Below are 19,833 nucleotides of genomic sequence, written 5' to 3'. Positions count from 1 at the left end.
TCCTTAAAGTAAAAAATATGCCGTTACAAGCTCTGTCAGTGCCTCCTGATCTGCTGCCCCCATCAATTCTCTTGCTGAATGCATTGCCAGAAGCGGAATACCAATATCCACTGTTTTTACCGGCAGCAGCGCAGATGCGATAGAGCCAAGTGTTCCGCCGCCTGCCATATCGGAACGATTTACAAATTTCTGATACGGGATCTTCTTCAGATCACAGATCTGCTGGATGATTGCAATCGCCTCACAGTCTGTTGCGTAGGACTGGGAACATGCCTCCTTGATACAGAAGCCGCTTCCGAGCACCGGTTTATTTGTGATGTCCATTTTTCCTGCCTGATTCGGATGCAGTCCATGTGCAACGTCTACCGATAACAGCATACTCTGATACAGCAGCTCCTGCGCACTCTCCTTCGCACCGCATTCCGCTAAAATGCGAAGCAGCATGTCGTGAAGTAAAATAGAACCTGCTCCCTGTTTGCTGCGGCTTCCGATCTCCTCATGGTCAAATAAGGCGATTAGATTGATACCATCTTTTCTTTCCGCATCTAAAATACCGGACACTAAAGCTGCACAGGATGTCAGGTTATCCAGTCTCGGAGAGGATATAAAGTCATCTGCTACCCCAACATACTCCGGCTGCTCCTTGCAGTACACCGACAGTTCAAAGTCTAAAATATCCTCTTTTGCAACAGACAGTTCCTTTGCAAGAAAACTTAAGAAATAATCGGCATTCTTCTCTTCTTCTGCAAGCAGCCCTGCAACCGGGATCATATCGATCTGCTTATTTAACTCCACGCCCTTATTCACTTCGCGGTTCATATGGATCGCAAGATTCGGGATTGTCAGCAGATTCTTTTCGGACGCAAAATATTTCATTTCCGGTACAAACGGATCATTGCCCCTCACTGCCACACGTCCTGCCACACCAAGCGGTCTGTCTAACCAGGTATTTAAGATTGCACCTCCATATACCTCGATGTTGACCTGTGCATAGCGGTTTGTCACGACATCACAGGACGGCTTAATGCGCAGACACGGAAAATCCGTATGTGCCGCTGCAATGCGCACTGCAGGTTTTTCCTCTTTTTTCATCTCATCTTCCGGAATCGTAAATGCGAACAATGTGGTATCGTGGTGATCCACATAATAACGTCCACCCGCTTTTAGATTCCATTCTTTTTCATAAGCTATCTTTTCAAATCCGGCATCCTCTAAACGTTTTTCACACGATTTTACCACATGTGCCGGAGATACTCCCTCTTTTAATAAATCAAATAAAACTGTTTGTTCGTTCATTGTATTTCCTCTTTTCTGTCATACTGATTAAAACCACTCCTATTCTACTATAAAATCAGAAAGATTACATCCTTTATTTTGTTTCCAGGTGTTTTATGGTACAATGGGGATGTGATGTTGGAGTTTAAAGGTGGATCATGATACCTGCAGAAATTAAAATCCACCTTTAAACTCCAGCACCACACCATCAGCTTATGAAAGAGGTATACCGCATGTTAGCGCTCAATATCCCGGAACTTAAAAATTTTATGAATCAGCTTTTATGCTCTGATACATTCGATCATTTCTTATTAAAAGAAGCCACGATCCAGAAAGATGCTGTGTGGAATTTTGACGGAACGGTCACACCGGACTTTTATTCCAGTGAAGAATTAGAAGAACAGGGGTTATCCGGCCTTGTGTTTCTGCCCTACGGCAGAGTGCGCCAGCACTGCTTTGATCTGATCAAGGGAAAACGGACACCTTCTTATTTTAAGTTTGTTTTTCTGCTCTCACCGGACAATTTATCCCGCACGCTTGCCAGTATGCAGACGCCTTTTACACCACAGGATGTGACCGGCATGTTTTTGAATCTGAAGTTCCAGAATGGAAACCTTATGCTCACGACCGGTGTATCCTATCGTATCTTTTCCACCGATAAATCCTTAGAGCACGAATGGGACAGACTGGTTGAGATTTTTCTCAAAAACCACAATATTGTTATTGAGAAATTAGGTTAAAAAATATCCGTTTTTTTCCTTTACTTTTCAAAACCGTTATGATATGCTCTAACTAGCTGTAAATACAGCCAGTAATATTTTTTGGAGGTACTTTTCAATGAACAAAGGTACAGTAAAATGGTTTAACAACCAAAAAGGATACGGATTCATCTCTGACGAGCAGGGCAATGATGTATTCGTACACTACTCAGGTCTGAACATGGATGGTTTCAAATCCCTGGAAGAAGGCGCTACTGTAGAATTCGAAGTAGTAGAAGGCGCTAAAGGACCTCAGGCAACCAACGTTACAGTAGTAAAATAATTACTACCAGCACAATCAGTAGTTTCACATGTACCTTTTTCTTTTTAAATAGAACCAGTTTTTATTTGTTAGATTAAGATATTGTAAACAATGGATTTAAAAAAGAGTGTCGGCTTTCCGGCACTCTTTTTTATGTTGTATTGAAGCAGAGCATAAAAAGTCCACATAAACTGGTCTGCTCATTTTTCACTTAACTGGCATTTTAAAATAAACCAGTGTGCGTTTAAGATAGGCATAAACAAATGACTGTTAAAAATCGGTCATACGAAACAAATGAGGAGAAAAGAATATGAGCACAACATCTACAACAGCTGCAAAAGCAGAAAATTCAATCGGTCAGGTACAGTTTCTGACTATCACGGCACTTTTCATCGCACTGACCTATGTATTTACCGCATTCGTCAATGTCAGACTTCCGATCACCGCAAACGGCGGACTGATCCACCTTGGCAACGTTCCACTTTTCATCTGCGCGATTTTATTTGGCAAAAAAAGCGGTGCACTCGCCGGCGGCATTGGCATGGGACTTTTTGATCTGCTCTCCGGCTGGACTGCATGGGCACCTTTCACTTTTGTGATTGTAGCCATCATGGGTTATGTAGTCGGCGCAATTACAGAAAAGCATCACGGTCTTGGCTTTGACGCACTTGCAATCGTTGCTGCCTGCGTGATCAAAGTAGTCGGCTACTATATCGCAGAAGGAATTATTTATGGGAACTGGATCGCACCGTTTACTTCCATTCCTGGAAATCTGGTACAGATCGGTGTTGCAGCCGTTGTGGTTCTGATCGTTATCGAGCCGCTTCGCAAAGCAGCAAACAAAATCATTTTTAAATAATTTATTTTTCAGAAAAGAGGATTCGTGTGAAAAATGAGATTTTTCACACACAAGATTTGTGCTTGCGCACAAACTTGAGATGCAAATGAAAACGTTGTTTTCATTGAAAAACGGATAAGAATGGAGATTATTATGTACAAGATCATGACTCCCGGACCGACACAGGTGCCGGAAACAGTAAGGCGTGCGCGCAGTTTTGCCTGCACAAATCCTGATCTGGATGAAGAATTTTATGATTTTTACAAAGAGACCTGCGAGCTGATCAGCAGCCTTCTTGGCACGAAAAATGAGACGCTGATCTTAGACGGGGAAGGAATTTTAGGACTGGAAGCTGCCTGCGCTTCCCTGACAGAGCCGGGCGATAAAGTACTTGTCATCGATAACGGTATCTACGGTAAAGAATTTGCCGACTTTGCCAGCATGTACGGCGGCATCCCGGAACTTTACCATGCCGATTACGAGAACACTTTGGATGTGGACGCACTCGCGGAATACTTAAAAGATCATCACGACTACGCTTACGCCACCGTTGTCCACTGTGACACACCGAGCGGGATGTTAAATGATATCAGCAGAATCTGTCCGCTGCTCAAACAGTATGGCATTTTAACGATCGTTGACTCTGTTTCCGGTATGTTTGGCGAGAGAGTCTGCGTCGATGACTTTCAGATCGATCTTCTCTGCGGCGGTTCCCAGAAAGCAGTCTCTGCACCTCCTGGTCTTACTTTTGTTGTGGTGAGTGATGATGCAAAAGAAAAAATGAAAAACCGCAAAACCCCGATTGCATCTTTCTATGCAAATCTGATGGCTTTCGACGGTTACTATGAGAAGAAATGGTTTCCTTACACCATGCCGATCAGCGATATCTACGGTCTGCGCGCTGCATTTAACCTGATCGCCGGCGATAAAACCCTGTATGAGCGTCATGCAAGGATCGGTTCCGCCACCAGGGCAGCCGTCAAAGAAGCAGGATTAAAACTTCATCTGCAGAGCGGTTACTCAAACACCGTAACGGTTTTTGATATCCCGGAATGTACCGATGCAAAATCCATCTTAGACGAGATGCGCACAAAATATAACATTATGCTTGCCGGCTCCTTTGATGAATTGTCCGGAAAAGTGATCCGTATCGGACACATGGGCGAAAATGCAAGATTAGAACATATGGTTCCTGCTTTAGAAGCACTCTCCGCTACCCTGACCGATCTTGGGGTAACGCTTCAGGGAAATCTTGCGGATCTGTTTTTGAAACATTACAGGGAGTTTCAGGACTGATCTGTTTAAACCGGCTCACTCCATAGCACCTGGATTTCCTTTGCACCGGCAGTTTCTTTAAATCGACTTTCTCATCATCCGGGGTCTGAATCAAACCCCGGTAATATTGGATTGTGTATTATCTTTCTTCTCTTCCAGCCGCTCCCTGATCTGCTGCATCCTGCCGTCTAACTGTGAGATCAGCTCCGCACAGAAGCAGAGATCCTGTGAAATGACCTGTGCATTGTCTATATCTTTTTTGTATTTTAACTTGTGCTCCAAGCTCGCCCAGAAATCCATTGCAATGGTACGGAACTGCACTTCCACGCGCATCATCTTTTTCTCGTTGGTCAGAAAAATCGGCACTTCAAGAATCAAATGAAGGCTGCGGTAGCCATTCGGCTTCGGATGGCTGATGTAATCTTTTTTCTTGATGAGTTTGATGTCATCCTGCTTTTCCAGATAATCCGCTAATGTATAAATATCATCCGGAAAAGAGCAGATAACGCGGACACCTGCGATATCATTTAAATTTTTTTCAATGTTGTCCACCGAAAACGGGATCTCCTGACGCTTCATTTTCTTCATGATACTGTCCGGTTCCTTGATCCTGCATTTTATCGACTCGATCGGGTTTCTGCTGTTCTGGACCGACAGCTCTGTATTTAATACATCCAGCTTTGTCTTTACCTCTAACATCGCACATTCGTACTGCATCATCAGACAGCGAAACTTCTGTAACTCCTCAATGTCCCCAAAAACATGATCCAGTTCCTTGACTGTTTCAATATCCATGTACTCCATTTGACTTTCTCCTTAGAAACATTATTTTGTAACGGCTTCTCCTGACCGGTTACCTTCTAATTACTATTTTACCATACTTTTACCAAAAATTTATTTAAACTTCTGTGAAGATTTCATACAATAGAATGCACACTCTGCGAACATTCTATTGTCATGAATAATAGAAAGTGCGTTTTTTACATCAAAGGTGCAAACAACCGCAGAAGGCACTGGGTTCCACGCAAAACAGCGGATCGCCCGCTCTTATATTTTTCTGTCACTTCCGTACTCTCGGCAAAAATATGTTCAAAATCCTTCCGCATTTCCTTCACCGCATCACAGTTGTACAAAAAAGCCCCATTTTCAAAATGAAGATACAAACTGCGATAATCCATATTGATCGTGCCACAGGTTGCCGCTTCCCCGTCGCAGACACACTGTTTTGCATGAATAAATCCAGGTGTGTATTCATAAATACGCACCCCCTGTCGCACCAGTCCTGCATAATAAGAACGTGTCACTTTGTAGATCAGTTTTTTATCCGGGATTCCCGGTGTGACGATCCGCACATCCACCCCGCGTTTTGCTGCAAGTCCCAGTGCCCGGTTCATCTCATCTGTGATGATCAGATACGGGGTTGTGAAATAAATCTCCTTTTTTGCATGTGCAATGAGATTCATATAAACACTCTCTCCGACGTGCTCGTCATCTAACGGACTGTCCGCATACGGCTGGATAAAACCATCCTGTTTCGCCTGATAATCTGTCTCTGGCAGATACTTCTGATAATCCTGATCTGTTTTTTTCACGGCATTCCACATTTCAAGAAACATGACAGTAAGGCTTTTTACCGCATCCCCCTCTAAGCGGATACCGGTATCCTTCCAGTGTCCGTACGGGTGGGTAATGTTAAAATACTCATTTGCAAGGTTATATCCCCCTGTAAATCCCACCTTTCCATCGATGACCGTGATCTTTCTGTGATCCCGGTTATTCATAAATACGGACAATACCGGAATAATCGGATTGAATACACGGCATGCAATGTCATTTTCTTCCATGCGTTTACGGAAATCATGATTGATAAAACCGATACTTCCGACATCATCATAAAAAATACGTACCTCCACACCATGTGCAGCTCTGTCTTTCAAAACGTTTAAAATCCGCTCAAACGATTCCGCCTGCTCGATTGCATGGTACTCCATAAAAATAAAATGTTCTGCTTTTTTCAGTTCTGCAAGCTGTGCCTCCAGCCCCTGTGACGCATCCGCATAAAATGCTACATCCGTGTTATGATATACCGGATAATGCCCGTATTTCCAGATATAATCCGACTGATTTGCAATCGACAAATCTTTTTCCTGCAGTTCTTTTATGACCTCATCATCACCGTTTAAAAAAGGAAAAAGTTCCTCATCGATCAATTCATAACATTTTTTCATGCTCCTCGTCAGATTCGAACGCCCGAATAACAGAAACACACACAATCCAAAAATCGGAAAAGCTGCAATCAGAAGCATCCATGGCACTTTAAATGCCATATTTCCATGCGTTCCGTATATTGCAAAGACAACTGAGACTGCGATCAGCGTGGAAAAAAGGGAAATTGCCGCTGAATAACGGTTCAGCCATAAGAAAAGGTTGATGATCCATATCACCTGAAGCAAGACACTGATTCCGACAAAGACAAGTCTTCCTATGCTGTTTTTTACTGATGTTTTCTGTTCTGTTCTCATAGTATTGAAAAATACCGCACAATTGCTCATGCGGTACTCTTTTCTCCATTTCCGATTTATTTTTTAATTACGTCCACCTATTTTATCTTTTACATTTGCGTTTACTTTTCCGAGGTAACCTACCAGCTCATCTGATACTGTCACAATCCGCTCTGTCGCCTGATTGCACTGGTCAACGATCTGCTGGAATTCTTCCATATTCTCGGTCGTTACTTTGGCGCTGTCAGCATTCTGCTCCGCAAACTCTGTCAGAGATGTGATTCCACTCTCGATCACAGTCTTATGATCATCTAACGCACTTACTTCTTCACTGATTCCATCTACCGCATCGCTTGTATTCTTGATTTCCTCATTCAGTGAACGGAAAATCTCTTCTGTATCATGAATCTTTTCATTCTGTTTTACAAACGCTTCTGATACCTTCTGCGTGATCTCTACACTGATATTTGAATTGTCAATCAATGTATTGACAATCTGGTTGATCTGCTCTGTTGATTCTCTTGACTGATCTGCTAACGTACGGATCTCTTCCGCAACAACTGCAAATCCTCTTCCATGTTCCCCTGCTCTTGCAGCCTCAATGCTTGCATTCAATGCAAGAAGGTTTGTCTGATTAGAAATTCCGGCTATGATCTCTGTTGCCGTACGGATCTCCTGCGCTGACTGGTTGGTCAGATCTGTCTGCTGTCTTACATTTTCAATCGCAATGCCGCTCTCTTTGCTGATATTTACAAGTTCCTCCATGATTGCTTCTGCTGCTTTGTTGCTCTCTTTCATATGCTCTGCACTCTGTGCTAACATCGAAACATTTTCAGCAATCTCATCAATCGTTCTGCTGATAGCGTTGATCTTCTCTTTCATATCAACGGTATGATCTGCCTGGGATATTGTATTATCGGTAATGGTGGTAACTGCCTGCTCGGTCTGATCCAGAGAAGTTGTCATACTCTTAAAGATATGTTTGAAATCCTCCGAAACCTCACCAAGCTCCTTCGTCGCCTTTTTAATGCCAAGTACAACCTGTGAAAATGAAGTAATCGACTCCTGAAATGTACGCACAAGCTGTCCGATCTCACCATCTTTCTCCGCAAGTTTATTTGCCTTCTCTGCAACACCACCGGAACCTCCTGCCTCTGTGCCTTCGCCCATAAGCTGTCTGAAAACATCCAAAAGTGTCCTGATTAATGCAAACACTAACCCGAAAATGATTACTGTTGCAGCACAGATCAGTATCATCGCAACCATTGTGCCGATCACTCCATTTTTCAACAGCTCAAGTACAACAATCTGCCATACTGCCATAATCAGGAAAAACACACCAAAAACGCTTAGCAGTTTTTTCCATGCCATCTTTTTATCATCGCCCATTTTTTTATCCTCCATCTGTTTTTAGTACCTAAGACTGTCCCGCAGCAGGCGGCGCAGTCTGCATTGATTTCTGCATAACCTTATTCTCATACATTGCATGATCTGCTTCACGGAATACGGATGCAAAAGAATCTATGCAGTCCGGCTCATAAAATGCGATTCCCCGCGCAATCTGTATTTTCTGTTCATACTTTGTATTGTTTTTATTGAAAACCACAATGCCATCATCAAAATTTCTCAGCAACTCATCACATATTGCCTTTTCGGCCTGTTCGATGATGATCACAAATTCGTCTCCTCCGATGCGGTATACGATATGGTCTTTAAATCCCTTTTGTATCAGTCTGCTTGCATCCCTGATCAGCATGTCACCGAATTCATGTCCAAAATTGTCATTGATCTTTTTAAGGTTATTGATATCCATGACTACAACTGCATATTTGATCTTCTCATCAGCCGCACGTTTATCTAACTTATCCACATACTCTTTATATGCAGCTTTATTGGCAACGCCTGTCAGGGCATCCGTATACGCCTGCTCATTCACATAGTCAATGTAATGCCGCAGGTGATTTACCATCTGTTGCACGCTGTCTGCAAGTACACCAACCTCATCTTTGGATTCACAGTCGATATTGACCTCAAGATCACCACCGGCAACCTTCTGTGCAGCTTCCGTAAGTTCTTTGAGCGGACGCGTCATTTTCCTGGTAACATGGATTGTGATTAAAACCGATATAAACATGATAGACAGCGTTGAAACCAAAAACAATCGGATAATACGGTTACTCGACGCATTGATCTCCTTTGTCGGTGCGGTGACAACAAAAAACATACCGTTTTCTAACTGTCTGGCGGTCATTTTCTTCTTTATGCCATCCAGATTATAACCGACAAGATTATCCTGTGTTCCTTTTTTGTACAGTAAATTTAAGACCTTTCTGATCTTTCCATGTGTATTTTCTTCATCAAGTCCTTCCGGATAATCACGGTGATAATAAATTACATAATCTGCTCCTGCAAGGAAAGCATAACCGCTCTCATAAATCTGTACAGAATCCACCTTTTCTTTCAGCAGTGCCATATCAATATCCATGCCCAGAACACCGATAAAGTCTTCATTCCTGTATATCGGCACCACATAAGAAATAATCCAGTCATTTTTATTCTTATTGTCATACGGCTCCATCCAGAACGCCTCTTCTTTTTCGAGTGCCTCATAATACCAGTCGACATGCTCCTTATCATCCTGTGCATATTTTGAAAAATCGACAAGGGAATCTTCAGTAACTTCGCCATTTTCATCCTTGTACCAGAAAAATCCTGTCTGGGGACCAGCAAGTTCCGGATTCACTCTCATATAGACTCCGCGTGATCCTTCTGTATTTTTCACAGTATGTAAGGCAACCTCCTGCACTTTCTTCACCAGCACATCGGTATTGTCTTTGTCCATCCCGTTTTTTCCAAGTTCGCTATACTGTTCTATTGTATAATCCTGAATCATATTCACGGACTGTTCAATACTTGTCAGCGTTGCATTGATCTCCTCTGCCTTATCCTCGCAAAACAGATTCATGAACTGTGCGGAATCCTCATTTACAAGTTTATGCGTATATAGAAAACCAACATATCCAAGTGCCAGCGCTGAAAGAAGTACACATCCTACCGTCAAAGCCAGAAATTTAGACTGTAAAGACCTCATCGGCAATCCTCTCTCTCTTCTTTCTGATATAGTTCTATTATATGCATTTTGTCATAAATTGTCAAAAATTATCACTCATTTTTTGTATGTTTTTTTGAACACTTTCGACAACATTTTCTTGATTTTTTTTCCGGGAAACCCTAAAATTATTTGTGGTATGTGACCATACCACAAATATTTTTGACACAATAGAGGTATAAATTTTATGGAATTTCAAAAATTAAATGCACCATCACTCAAAGAGTTATTTATATCCGAACTTGAAAATATGATCATTTCCGGCAGACTTCCGATTGGCACGAAACTCCCATCCGAACGTGAACTTGCCTCATCCATGCAGGTTTCACGTGCCGTCGTCAACTCAGGTATCGCCGAACTTGAAAAGAAGGGGTTTGTCGTGGTAAAACCACGGATTGGTACGTTCGTGGAAGATTACCGCAGAAATGGAACTATGGACACTTTAGTTTCCATTATGAAATATAATGGCGGTTCTTTAAGCAGTGATGAGATCCGTTCCATCCTCGAAGTGCGTATTCTTTTTATGAACCTTGCAGCCCGCCTTACGATTGAAAAAGCAAGTGACGCTGAAATCGAGGGACTTACCTTTTATCTGGACAAATTAAAAAATTCCTCCACCCCGGAGGATGCCGCTGCATCGATCTTTGAATTCAGCCACGAACTGAGTTTTATCAGTGGAAATATGCTTCTGCCGCTGTTTTTTACCTCTTTCCGCGACCTTGTTTGCAGCCTGTGGGTGCGCTATGCAATAAAATACAGCATCGAGGAATTATACCAGAGTGCCTTATCCATTTATAATTTCGTCCGTGCAAGGGACGTAGACGGTGCTCTCCATTACATAGAAACTTCCACCACAGAATGTATCAGCGGAAACCGCATGATCTACTGATCTTAGAAACACCTTCAAATAAACTTCATAAAAACAGCCGGACTTTGAGGCATTCTGACCGCTGCTTCATTATCTGACGATCACAGGTCACCTCAAAATACGGCTGTTCTTATTTTTCTTACATTTTATTTTGCAAACTGGCTGTTATACAGTTTTGCATAAAATCCATTTTTCTCTAACAGTTCCTCATGTTTTCCCTGTTCCACAATATTTCCATCCCGCATGACAAGAATGATATCTGCTTCTCGGATCGTGGAGAGACGATGTGCAACGATGAAACTGGTACGTCCTTTCATCATACGCGCAAATGCTTCCTGAATCTTGATCTCGGTTCTCGTATCAATCGAGGATGTCGCCTCATCTAAGATCAGCATCGGCGGCAGACACAGCATGACTCTCGTGATACAAAGGAGCTGTTTCTGTCCCTGCGAAAGACTTCCGCCATCCTCCGAGATCACGGTATCATATCCTTTTGGCAGACGCTTGATAAAGCTGTGAGCATGGGATGCTTTTGCCGCTGCGATGATCTCTTCCTCCGTGGCATCCGGTTTTCCCATCGTGATATTTTCACGGATCGTTCCACTCCTTAACCACGTTTCCTGCAATACCATACCATAATTGCTTCTGAGGCTCTTTCTGGTCATTTCATCGATCGGTGTTCCGCTGACACGGATCTCTCCACTGTTCACATCATAAAAACGCATCAGAAGATTGATGAGTGTCGTCTTACCGCAGCCCGTAGGCCCTACGATTGCCACGCGCTGTCCCGGCTGTACGGAAAGGTTGAAATCCTCGATCAGCTTCTGTTCCGGCGTATAAGAGAAATATACATGGGACAGTTCTACGCTTCCGTCCGCTTTCTCTAACACTTTCGCACTCTCTGCATCCGGCTTCTCGACCGGCTCCTCGATCAGTTCAAACACTCGGGCAGCACAGGCAAGTGCATTCTGCAGCTCGGTGATGACACCGGAGATCTCGTTAAACGGCTTCGTATACTGGTTCGCATAACTTAAAAGACTCGATAACTGTCCGACTGTAATGCTTCCTCTGATGGCAAGAAATGCACCGATGACACCGACTGTCGCATAGACAAGGCTGTTGATAAAACGTGTTGCCGGGTTCGTGATACTTGAAAAGAAGATCGCGCGCAGTGAATATTTCTGCAGTCTTCCGTTGATCTCGTCGAACTGCTCTAACGCCTCATCCTCATGTGAAAATGCCTGCACGACTTTCTGGTTTCCAACCATCTCTTCGATGAAAGCGGTCTGTTCGCCCCGTGTCTCAGACTGCAGTTTGAACATGGAAAATGTCTTTTTTGCAATAAAACTTGCAACAAACAATGATAACGGTGTGATGACCACGACCGCAACCGTGATATTCACACTGATCGTCAGCATAAAGATCAGTGTACCGAAAATTGTCACGATTCCGGTAAAAAACTGTGTAAATCCCATCAGAAGACCATCTGCAAACTGATCAACATCCGCGATGACACGGCTGACCACCTCTCCATAAGAATGGGAATCAATATACTTAAGCGGTAAATGTTCGATCCGCTCAAACGCTTCTTTCCGGATATCACGGATCACATTGTAAGTAATCTTATTGTTGCATGCATTCATGATCCACTGCGCGGCTGCCGTGAGCAAAATCACCACTGCCATACGCTCTAAGATCACAAGGATTCCTGCAAAATCAACCTGTCCCTTCGTGATGATCAGGTCGACTGCACGTCCTGTTAAGATCGGGATATAAAGAGTCAGTGCCACGGTAACTGCCGCAAGCACGATCGATAAGCCAAGGTAAAACCAGTATCTCCGGATGTAATCAAGCACTTTTTTTACTGTTGTCTTCTGCTGGTCTGTCACTACTTTTTTCATGCCGTCTTACCTCCTTCCTGTTTCTTAAACTGTGAGTTGTAGATTTCCTGATATACCTCACAGCTTTCTAACAGCTCTTCGCTGGTTCCAAGTCCGACGATCTTTCCATCATCAAGCACAACGATACGGTCTGCATGCTGGATTGAAGCAGCTCGCTGGGAAACGATAAAGACGGTCGTCTCTCCTTCCATTTCGCGGATGGCTTTTCGAAGAGCTGCATCCGTTGCAAAATCAAGTGCGGATGCACTGTCGTCTAAAATGAGTATCTCCGGTTTCTTTACGACTGCACGTGCGATCGTTAAACGCTGGCGCTGTCCGCCGGAAAGGTTTTTTCCGCCCTGTTCGATTTCAAAATCAAGTCTGCCCTCTTTGTTGTCGATAAACTCTTTTGCCTGCGCAACTGTGATGGCACGGTTCAGATCTTCTTCTGTCGCATCCGGGTTTCCCCATTTTAAGTTCTCGCGGATCGTTCCATGGAACAACACGGCTTTCTGTAAAACCGTACCAATCTTTCCACGCAGCTCCTCAAGCGGATAATCTTTGACGTCTTTTCCGTCCACTTTAATAAAACCGGACGTCACGTCATAAAACCGCGGGATCAGGTTGACTACCGAAGATTTTCCGGAACCGGTTCCTCCGATGATACCGATCGTCTCGCCTTTTTTTACCTTAAAATCAATATCCGTTAAAGATTCGTCTCCGGCACCCGCATAGGTTAATCCTACATGTGAAAATTCCACGGCATACTCTGCTTCTTCTGATCTGTCAGCGGTATCCGTCTGCACCTTATCCACTTTCTGGCCTGATCCGTCCGTGATGGATGGCTGCATCTCAAAAATGGACTGGATACGGTTTCCACATGCAATGGATTTATTGATATTGATGATCAGGTTTGCAAGCTTCACTAACTCCACTAAGATCTGTGACATATAGTTGATCAGCGCAACCACCTCACCCTGTGTGATATATCCGTTATCAACACGGACTGCACCGGTCCAGACAAGCACCACGATCGCACCGTTGATGATCACATAGGTAAGCGGATTCATTAGTGCTGATATCTTTCCGACATAAATCTGCGCCCTTGTCAGAAGATCATTATTTTCATTAAAATGTACTTTTTCATCATCTTCCTTATTAAAAGCACGGATCACCCTGCTTCCTGTTAAATTTTCTCTTGTGATCCCAAGCACCTTATCGAGCGCTGACTGTACCTTTTTATAAAGCGGAATACTGATCAGCATGATACCGAATACGATTATGGAAAGAAGCGGGATCGTAACGACAAACACCAGTGCCGCTTTGACATCGATGGTAAATGCCATGACCATTGCGCCGAACACGATAAACGGGGAACGCAGAAACAGACGCAGCACAAGGTTCACGCCGTTCTGCACCTGATTGACATCACTTGTCATTCTCGTGATCAGTGTTGCCGTTCCAACAGTATCCATCTCTGTAAAAGAGAGGCTCTCAATGTGTGCAAACAGCGCATGGCGCAGTTTTGTTGCAAACCCGACTGCCGCCTTTGCCGCGAAATACTGTGCGGTGATCGAGCAGGTCAGACCGATCACTGCAAGCAGTACCAGCACCATACACATTTTCATAATATAGGACTTGTCCCCGGTCGCAACACCAGTATCAATGATTGCCGCCATAACCAGCGGCACGATCAGTTCAAAGGTTGCCTCGAGCAGTTTAAAAAGCGGACCTAATACACTTTCCTTTTTATAGTCTTTTAAATAAACCAGTAACTTTTTCATAGTATTCTCCATTTTTACGCTGCACTTTACGCATGACAAGTTTGGGCGTAAGCACAAACTTGAGTGTGAAAATCTTATTTTCACACTGCCCTCAAATGTTTATTTTTTAATTTTTTTCATCTGCTGCAAACCAAAGATCACTACCCCACCTATGATAAAGAACAGGATGGAAAAATTGTGGATCGTCATTGCAGGCTGTGGGGTATCCAGTGTTGTTGGGCCCATGATCACAGCATAAATAGAACCAAGCATCAGTCCGACGATCAGAAAGATCATCTGCGCCCGAAAACGCTCTAATGCCTTACGGATCAGCTTTACAATACTGAAAATACCGACTAACACACCACATCCGAATACGAATACTGTCGGAAAACTTTTTAAGTTTAAATGCAGGATATCTTTAATCGCCGTCACGATCGGCAGGTAAAGTCCCATAATTAAAAGCAGTGTGGAACCGGAAATACCAGGAAGCACCATTGCGCAGATTGCAACTGCGCCTGCTATGAATACATAAATTCCTGTTGTGACTGTCAGATGTTCCAGATTTACACTGTTTCCGCCGCCAACCGGATTAAAATAGGTGATGGCACACACAATGGCTGCCCCAACCAGTACAAACGGGCAATATGCATATTTCCCTTTTAGTGTGTCCAATTCTTCACGGACTACAATCGGAATTGCAAAAATTATAAATCCGATAAATAATGAACTGATCGCATAAATATGGGATTCAAAAACATTTGCAAGGATCAGAATCGCAAGAACCATTCCTGTTACCCAGCCGATACCGAGCTTGATCAGAAAGAAAAACGCTGTTTTCTTTTTTTCCATATTTCCGGTGATCAGATCATCGATCGAGTCGATAAACTGATCGTAAAACCCAAGCAGAAATGCCACGGTTCCACCGGATACTCCCGGGACACTGTCTGCAAGTGCCATACAAAATCCTCTGATAAACTGTATTATGTACATACGGTTACCTCTTTCTTCCTTATTAATATTTACATGTGCTGTCTGCACACCATACTGCCTATTATAATCTTTCGGCTTCTGTTTTGTCTAGTATCGTAAACATTAACAGGGATTTCGCTTTTAACTTTTTTATCTATGCATTTTTATAAATAATCCAGTTATCAGCATTCCATCTGCGGTTACCCTTCGTTCCTGGTCAATACGCGCAAAATTCCCCCTGCTTTTTCCCTATATATTTTTTCTGCTGATTTTCTATCCGCCTTTTTCACATAAAATCTGTTTCACTTTTTCTGTTAGCAGCTCATCGCAAAAAATCCGGTTTATGCTCTTTCGGCTTATACCACTTCCTGCAAAGTTCCGGCTTCTTCGGTACAAATATAACTCTCTTACATTAAAGCCTATGATTATCAGATTAAATATGGTTTCAACCGCATCTCGACAGTAACAGTGCTTTGCGTGGTAATACGTTTTCAATTGATGGAAACCATTCTCCTCAATGTCCCACCTGCGGTGCATCATTTCCCATAAGACTCGGTAGTCTGCCGCTTCCAGAGTCGTTACAAGCCACATGAAACGCTCTGTTTCTTTTCCATTTTCTTCCCACTGCTCATGATACCGCACCACACGCAGTTTATATGGACACCCTTCCATCTTAAAACCAGAAAGATCCCATACTTCAATCTTCTTTTTCCCTTTCCAGAAAGATGCCTTTTTTCCCTCATCCTGTTTGAACAGACGCTCTGCATCCTGAAAAATCATTCTTCTTTCGTCTTTCAGGCGTATCACCCCTTCCAGACCATTTTCCTTCAGAGTGTTGATAAATGGAGCATTCAGATATAACGCATCCGCCACAATCACATCCGCAAAATGTCCATGCCGTTTCTTCAGCCGCTCAATCAACCTTTTTCCGCCTGTCAGTTCTCCTTCGTCTTTCCCAGAACCATCCCTTGGTTTTAACATTTCCTGCCCCAGAATTACGTGTGGCGATTTACCTATAATCATGCACACCACACTCCGGTAAAAGTATTCGGTTTCCCCTGTGTGTTTTTTTCGGCTCAGACAGTTCGGACAGGATTTTTTTGTACTGCTGAATAATTCCACACCATCGAGACCTGCCACAACATATCCGCCTATCGTTCCTTCCCGGAATACCCGGTTACGTTTTATGATATCAATCATTTCTTCATGTATGCTGCGTATTTCATCCGGGTTTATTCTGGAGAGAAGGTCGCGGACTGCATCAACTTTTGGAATCCTTCCACTGATACAGTTTTTCAGTCTTTTCGACATGCTTTCAGGGGCTGAAAAAATGGTATGGAAACTTTCATACTGCAGCATCAGAAAAAGCAGTACCGGCATGACAATGTTAAACAATGGAATAGATTTTCTTTTTCTTTCGTCCGTTAAACACTTGATTTTTTGCGGGATTTTATATACACTCTTCATATAAGTTAGCAGTTTCTTCAATGCTAATTTTTCATTCAGGACACCTTCTTTCGTATGTTTTGTTCCATAACATAATTATACAATAAAAGGTGTCCTTTTTGAGTGATTATACAGAAAAAAACAGTAATTTGATACCCAAAATTGATATCCCCTGCTTTGCCTGGAATTCACAGGCAGAACAGGGGCTTTTATTTTTTAAAGCGAAATCTCTGAACATTAATATTTCTTTTTTGTATCTTTTATGTTACTGTTCACTCGTACCTCGTTCCAGTAACGGATTTTGCCGATGCTTCGCATTCCAAATCGGCAAAATCTGCTGCCACCACTGTATCATACGGCATTTTCAGTTCAGAAAATGCCTGCCTGTGAACAGTAACTCTTTTATTTCAATTTCCCGGCGCAGTCCCAAAAGACAGATCAGATTTGGCACTGCCATCAGAAAATTAAACAAATCCGAAATGCCCCACACCACATCGAGAGTAATCACGGCGCCGAAATAAACGCACATCATATAAACGACCTGGTAAATGCGGACACCCTTTTCCCCAAACAGATACCGCACGGCGCACTCGCCATAGACATTCCATCCGATGATCGTCGCAAACGCAAACAAGACCAATGAAACCGACAGCATCTCATCGCCCCACACCGGCAGTTCCCGGAATACGGCAAAACACATCCGCTCCCCCGGCACCCCCGCATAATTGCCCGGATGGGCAATCATACTTGAAACCGAAGCAATTCCTGTGATTGCACACATGACGACCGTATCCCAAAAAGGCCCTGTCATGGAGACAAGAGCCTGATCCCGCGGTGAGGCATGCTGCGCCGTCGCAGCTGCCATTGGAATTGAGCCAAGTCCCGCCTCATTTGTAAAAAGCCCTCTGGAAATCCCGGTTCTTAACCCCGCCATCACCGTTGTCCCAACCACCCCCCCTGCGGCAGCCTCCGGCACAAACGCAGAGGTCACGATCATTTTTACTGCCTCCGGGATCACCGTATAATTTTTCATAAGGATAAAAATACATCCGCCTAAATAAAATGCACTCATCACAGGAACCAGCCAGGTACATACTTTTCCAATCTGCCGGCTGCCACCGATGATCACCTTCCCCGCAAGCACCCCCGCTGCCATGCCGATGATATGCGGCGATACCGGTATCTGTTCCGTTATCGCCGCACTGATCGAATGTGCCTGCACACTGCTGCCGATCCCAAGCGACGCTAATATCGTAAACACAGAAAATAAGACCGCAAGTCCTTTCTGCTGCATGCCTCTCTCCAACACATACATCGGACCGCCGATCCTCTTTCCATCTTTTTCCGTTTTGCGGTATTTCATGGACAAAAAACATTCTCCATAACAGGTTGCAATTCCAAGCACACCGGTGATCCAGCACCAGAACACCGCACCTGCCCCACCGACTGCGATCGCCGTGGAGATACCGATAATATTTCCCGTCCCGATCGTCGCCGCCAACGCTGTCGCAAGTGCCGAGTAGGAAGTATTATTTTTCCCGGAAAAACTAAGCCTGATCCCACATGGGATCTTACGCTGGATAAACCGCAGACGAAATGTAAAATACAGATGTGTCCCCAGAAGAAGCAGGATCTGCCCCGTGGCAGCAAGCTGACTGATTTTTTGCATAGCACACTAAAATCCCCGTATACGGATGCCCTTGTTCCAGTATACGGGGATTTTCTTTGATTCATTCTTTGATTTTTATTTTTTGTGAGTGCCCTCTATGCAGTTACTTTTTTCCGCTGTTCCACCACCTGTGCCAGCCGGTCCAGACTTTTATTGCAGATCACAGTATACACACTTCCAAAAATGTTTGCCCCGATACGCAGAATCACTGCATTCTGCAGTCCAAACAATCCTGCCGCGATCGACAACGCCCCAAACGTATTGAACGCCGTCTGCCATGCATAGCCGGCAGAATAACCAACTCCGATTCCTCCGATCATGCCGATATACGGATACATGGATTCCGGAAGAACCAGATATAATGCCACAAAAATAAGGCTTCCAACGATATTAAAAAGGCCTCTTTTCTCTGCCCTTCCCATGCAGTCATCCGTAAATGGCAGGCAGACTGACATACAGGCGATCCCCGCCCACATTGCTCTTGGAAGTCCCAGAAGCGACATCACAAGCATCGCAGAGGAAACAATGAAAGTCAGTTTTATATACCAGCGGTTTCTGGCAGAGGAAAGATCAAATTCCCGGAACAGATCCAAAAAAGTTCTCCGGTATGGTCTGTTTTTCTGATTCTTATAGAAAATCGCCATACAGATCACCATTCCGGCAAGCAGTCCCTCCACGCGCAGCAGATACGCATGTCCGCTCACGTCATATCCCTGTAACAGCAGATAACCGAGTACAAACGTAGAATGGTTGTACATGACCACATTGTGACATCCTAAGATCATCAGAAGCATGATACAGAATACGTTTACAAAGAATGCCGGGATGGGCGAAAGCATATTGCTAAGCCTTGGTCCCGCGATCAGTATTCCAAAAATACCGGCGATTGATAGCAGTCCATGCGTGGTTTTGATCCCAAAATCTGCCTGGCGCAGCACCAGCACTGCCAAAAGAACGGTCACTCCGACCACACTGTTTTCCGATCCGGTCAGTTTACTGTATAAGGTCACAACCGCCACACAGAATACCATCACCAGATAGACCTTAAAGTTATAGATTAAGATATGACGTCTCTTTTCTTTTTTGTCTGTTGTATTTTTGATGAGCTGTTTTGAACCTGTCGAACTGAGCTGAAGTTCCTGATAAAATGTCATAGTACTCTCCATTTCTACACTGTTTTTTGTAAAGTAGAGAGTACTATAGCGCAATTTGCGGGA

At 43.7% G+C, this 19,833-nt stretch carries 16 protein-coding genes; 5 read left to right on the top strand and 11 right to left on the bottom strand.

Annotation, left to right across the window (positions count from 1 at the left end):
• Window positions 1-3 precede the first annotated feature (3 nt).
• Window positions 4-1,296, bottom strand: a complete 1,293-nt coding sequence (locus RIL182_RS06305) for a M18 family aminopeptidase (RefSeq protein WP_015521551.1) — start codon at window positions 1,294-1,296, stop codon at window positions 4-6.
• 194 nt (window positions 1,297-1,490) lie between these two features.
• Between RIL182_RS06305 and RIL182_RS06300 the strand changes: the two genes are divergently transcribed.
• The 4 genes from RIL182_RS06300 to RIL182_RS06285 all read left to right on the top strand — a co-directional run bounded on the left by RIL182_RS06300 (window position 1,491) and on the right by RIL182_RS06285 (window position 4,429).
• Entirely contained in the window at window positions 1,491-2,015 is a 525-nt protein-coding gene (locus RIL182_RS06300) for a DUF5721 family protein (protein ID WP_006858168.1), read from the top strand.
• A 97-nt stretch (window positions 2,016-2,112) separates the two neighbouring features.
• A complete protein-coding gene (locus tag RIL182_RS06295; RefSeq protein ID WP_006858140.1) occupies window positions 2,113-2,316 on the top strand; it encodes a cold-shock protein in 204 nt (67 codons plus the stop codon).
• 289 nt (window positions 2,317-2,605) lie between these two features.
• Entirely contained in the window at window positions 2,606-3,154 is a 549-nt protein-coding gene (locus RIL182_RS06290) for an ECF transporter S component (RefSeq protein WP_006858141.1), read from the top strand.
• Between the two features lie 120 nt (window positions 3,155-3,274).
• The gene (locus RIL182_RS06285; RefSeq protein ID WP_006858169.1) at window positions 3,275-4,429 is read left to right on the top strand and encodes a pyridoxal-phosphate-dependent aminotransferase family protein; all 1,155 of its coding nucleotides are present in this window, start codon (window positions 3,275-3,277) and stop codon (window positions 4,427-4,429) included.
• Window positions 4,430-4,519: 90 nt separating this feature from the next.
• Here RIL182_RS06285 and RIL182_RS06280 read toward each other — a convergent pair whose 3' ends face one another.
• From RIL182_RS06280 to RIL182_RS06265, 4 genes are all read right to left on the bottom strand, one after another.
• A complete protein-coding gene (locus RIL182_RS06280; protein WP_006858142.1) occupies window positions 4,520-5,212 on the bottom strand; it encodes a GTP pyrophosphokinase in 693 nt (230 codons plus the stop codon).
• Window positions 5,213-5,388: 176 nt separating this feature from the next.
• Complete coding sequence (gene cls / locus RIL182_RS06275) at window positions 5,389-6,930, bottom strand: cardiolipin synthase (protein ID WP_015521550.1); 1,542 nt, start codon at window positions 6,928-6,930, stop codon at window positions 5,389-5,391.
• 63 nt (window positions 6,931-6,993) lie between these two features.
• On the bottom strand, window positions 6,994-8,298 hold the full coding sequence (locus RIL182_RS06270) for a methyl-accepting chemotaxis protein (protein ID WP_242655604.1): 1,305 nt from the start codon (window positions 8,296-8,298) through the stop codon (window positions 6,994-6,996).
• A 28-nt stretch (window positions 8,299-8,326) separates the two neighbouring features.
• Complete coding sequence (locus tag RIL182_RS06265; RefSeq protein ID WP_006858144.1) at window positions 8,327-10,000, bottom strand: sensor domain-containing diguanylate cyclase; 1,674 nt, start codon at window positions 9,998-10,000, stop codon at window positions 8,327-8,329.
• 205 nt (window positions 10,001-10,205) lie between these two features.
• Between RIL182_RS06265 and RIL182_RS06260 the strand changes: the two genes are divergently transcribed.
• Complete coding sequence (locus RIL182_RS06260; RefSeq protein WP_006858145.1) at window positions 10,206-10,907, top strand: FadR/GntR family transcriptional regulator; 702 nt, start codon at window positions 10,206-10,208, stop codon at window positions 10,905-10,907.
• Window positions 10,908-11,032: 125 nt separating this feature from the next.
• On the opposite strand, the gene RIL182_RS06255 is transcribed toward RIL182_RS06260, so the two are convergent.
• From RIL182_RS06255 to RIL182_RS06230, 6 genes are all read right to left on the bottom strand, one after another.
• Window positions 11,033-12,787 (bottom strand): ABC transporter ATP-binding protein, encoded by a 1,755-nt coding sequence (locus RIL182_RS06255; RefSeq protein ID WP_006858146.1) that lies wholly within the window; start codon window positions 12,785-12,787, stop codon window positions 11,033-11,035.
• The gene (locus RIL182_RS06250) at window positions 12,784-14,550 is read right to left on the bottom strand and encodes an ABC transporter ATP-binding protein (protein WP_055194382.1); all 1,767 of its coding nucleotides are present in this window, start codon (window positions 14,548-14,550) and stop codon (window positions 12,784-12,786) included. The genes RIL182_RS06255 and RIL182_RS06250 overlap by 4 nt, the downstream gene beginning before the upstream one ends.
• 99 nt (window positions 14,551-14,649) lie before the next feature.
• On the bottom strand, window positions 14,650-15,522 hold the full coding sequence (locus RIL182_RS06245) for a DUF368 domain-containing protein (protein ID WP_022112369.1): 873 nt from the start codon (window positions 15,520-15,522) through the stop codon (window positions 14,650-14,652).
• A gap of 252 nt (window positions 15,523-15,774) precedes the next feature.
• Window positions 15,775-16,968: a transposase gene (locus RIL182_RS06240; protein WP_243128698.1), complete on the bottom strand. Its 1,194-nt coding sequence runs from the start codon at window positions 16,966-16,968 to the stop codon at window positions 15,775-15,777.
• A gap of 343 nt (window positions 16,969-17,311) precedes the next feature.
• On the bottom strand, window positions 17,312-18,616 hold the full coding sequence (locus RIL182_RS06235) for an alanine/glycine:cation symporter family protein (protein ID WP_006859404.1): 1,305 nt from the start codon (window positions 18,614-18,616) through the stop codon (window positions 17,312-17,314).
• Between the two features lie 95 nt (window positions 18,617-18,711).
• Window positions 18,712-19,770: an FUSC family protein gene (locus RIL182_RS06230; RefSeq protein ID WP_134523167.1), complete on the bottom strand. Its 1,059-nt coding sequence runs from the start codon at window positions 19,768-19,770 to the stop codon at window positions 18,712-18,714.
• Window positions 19,771-19,833: the final 63 nt, after the last annotated feature.

The sequence above is a fragment of the Roseburia intestinalis L1-82 genome (genome assembly GCF_900537995.1).
In the GTDB taxonomy this organism is placed as follows: Bacteria; Bacillota; Clostridia; order Lachnospirales; family Lachnospiraceae; genus Roseburia; species Roseburia intestinalis.
Note: the sequence above shows the minus strand (reverse complement) of the source record. Positions and strands in the feature narration are given on the sequence as shown.

Excerpts from the sequence above, each read along its gene's own strand:
- RIL182_RS06305 (WP_015521551.1), bottom strand. The coding sequence starts at position 1,296 with ATGAACGAACAAACAGTTTTATTTGATTTATTAAAAGAGGGAGTATCT.
- RIL182_RS06300 (WP_006858168.1), top strand. The coding sequence starts at position 1,491 with ATGAAAGAGGTATACCGCATGTTAGCGCTCAATATCCCGGAACTTAAA.
- RIL182_RS06295 (WP_006858140.1), top strand. The coding sequence starts at position 2,113 with ATGAACAAAGGTACAGTAAAATGGTTTAACAACCAAAAAGGATACGGA.
- RIL182_RS06290 (WP_006858141.1), top strand. The coding sequence starts at position 2,606 with ATGAGCACAACATCTACAACAGCTGCAAAAGCAGAAAATTCAATCGGT.
- RIL182_RS06285 (WP_006858169.1), top strand. The coding sequence starts at position 3,275 with ATGGAGATTATTATGTACAAGATCATGACTCCCGGACCGACACAGGTG.
- RIL182_RS06280 (WP_006858142.1), bottom strand. The coding sequence starts at position 5,212 with ATGGAGTACATGGATATTGAAACAGTCAAGGAACTGGATCATGTTTTT.
- cls (WP_015521550.1), bottom strand. The coding sequence starts at position 6,930 with ATGAGAACAGAACAGAAAACATCAGTAAAAAACAGCATAGGAAGACTT.
- RIL182_RS06270 (WP_242655604.1), bottom strand. The coding sequence starts at position 8,298 with ATGGGCGATGATAAAAAGATGGCATGGAAAAAACTGCTAAGCGTTTTT.
- RIL182_RS06265 (WP_006858144.1), bottom strand. The coding sequence starts at position 10,000 with ATGAGGTCTTTACAGTCTAAATTTCTGGCTTTGACGGTAGGATGTGTA.
- RIL182_RS06260 (WP_006858145.1), top strand. The coding sequence starts at position 10,206 with ATGGAATTTCAAAAATTAAATGCACCATCACTCAAAGAGTTATTTATA.
- RIL182_RS06255 (WP_006858146.1), bottom strand. The coding sequence starts at position 12,787 with ATGAAAAAAGTAGTGACAGACCAGCAGAAGACAACAGTAAAAAAAGTG.
- RIL182_RS06250 (WP_055194382.1), bottom strand. The coding sequence starts at position 14,550 with ATGAAAAAGTTACTGGTTTATTTAAAAGACTATAAAAAGGAAAGTGTA.
- RIL182_RS06245 (WP_022112369.1), bottom strand. The coding sequence starts at position 15,522 with ATGTACATAATACAGTTTATCAGAGGATTTTGTATGGCACTTGCAGAC.
- RIL182_RS06240 (WP_243128698.1), bottom strand. The coding sequence starts at position 16,968 with ATGAAGAGTGTATATAAAATCCCGCAAAAAATCAAGTGTTTAACGGAC.
- RIL182_RS06235 (WP_006859404.1), bottom strand. The coding sequence starts at position 18,616 with ATGCAAAAAATCAGTCAGCTTGCTGCCACGGGGCAGATCCTGCTTCTT.
- RIL182_RS06230 (WP_134523167.1), bottom strand. The coding sequence starts at position 19,770 with ATGACATTTTATCAGGAACTTCAGCTCAGTTCGACAGGTTCAAAACAG.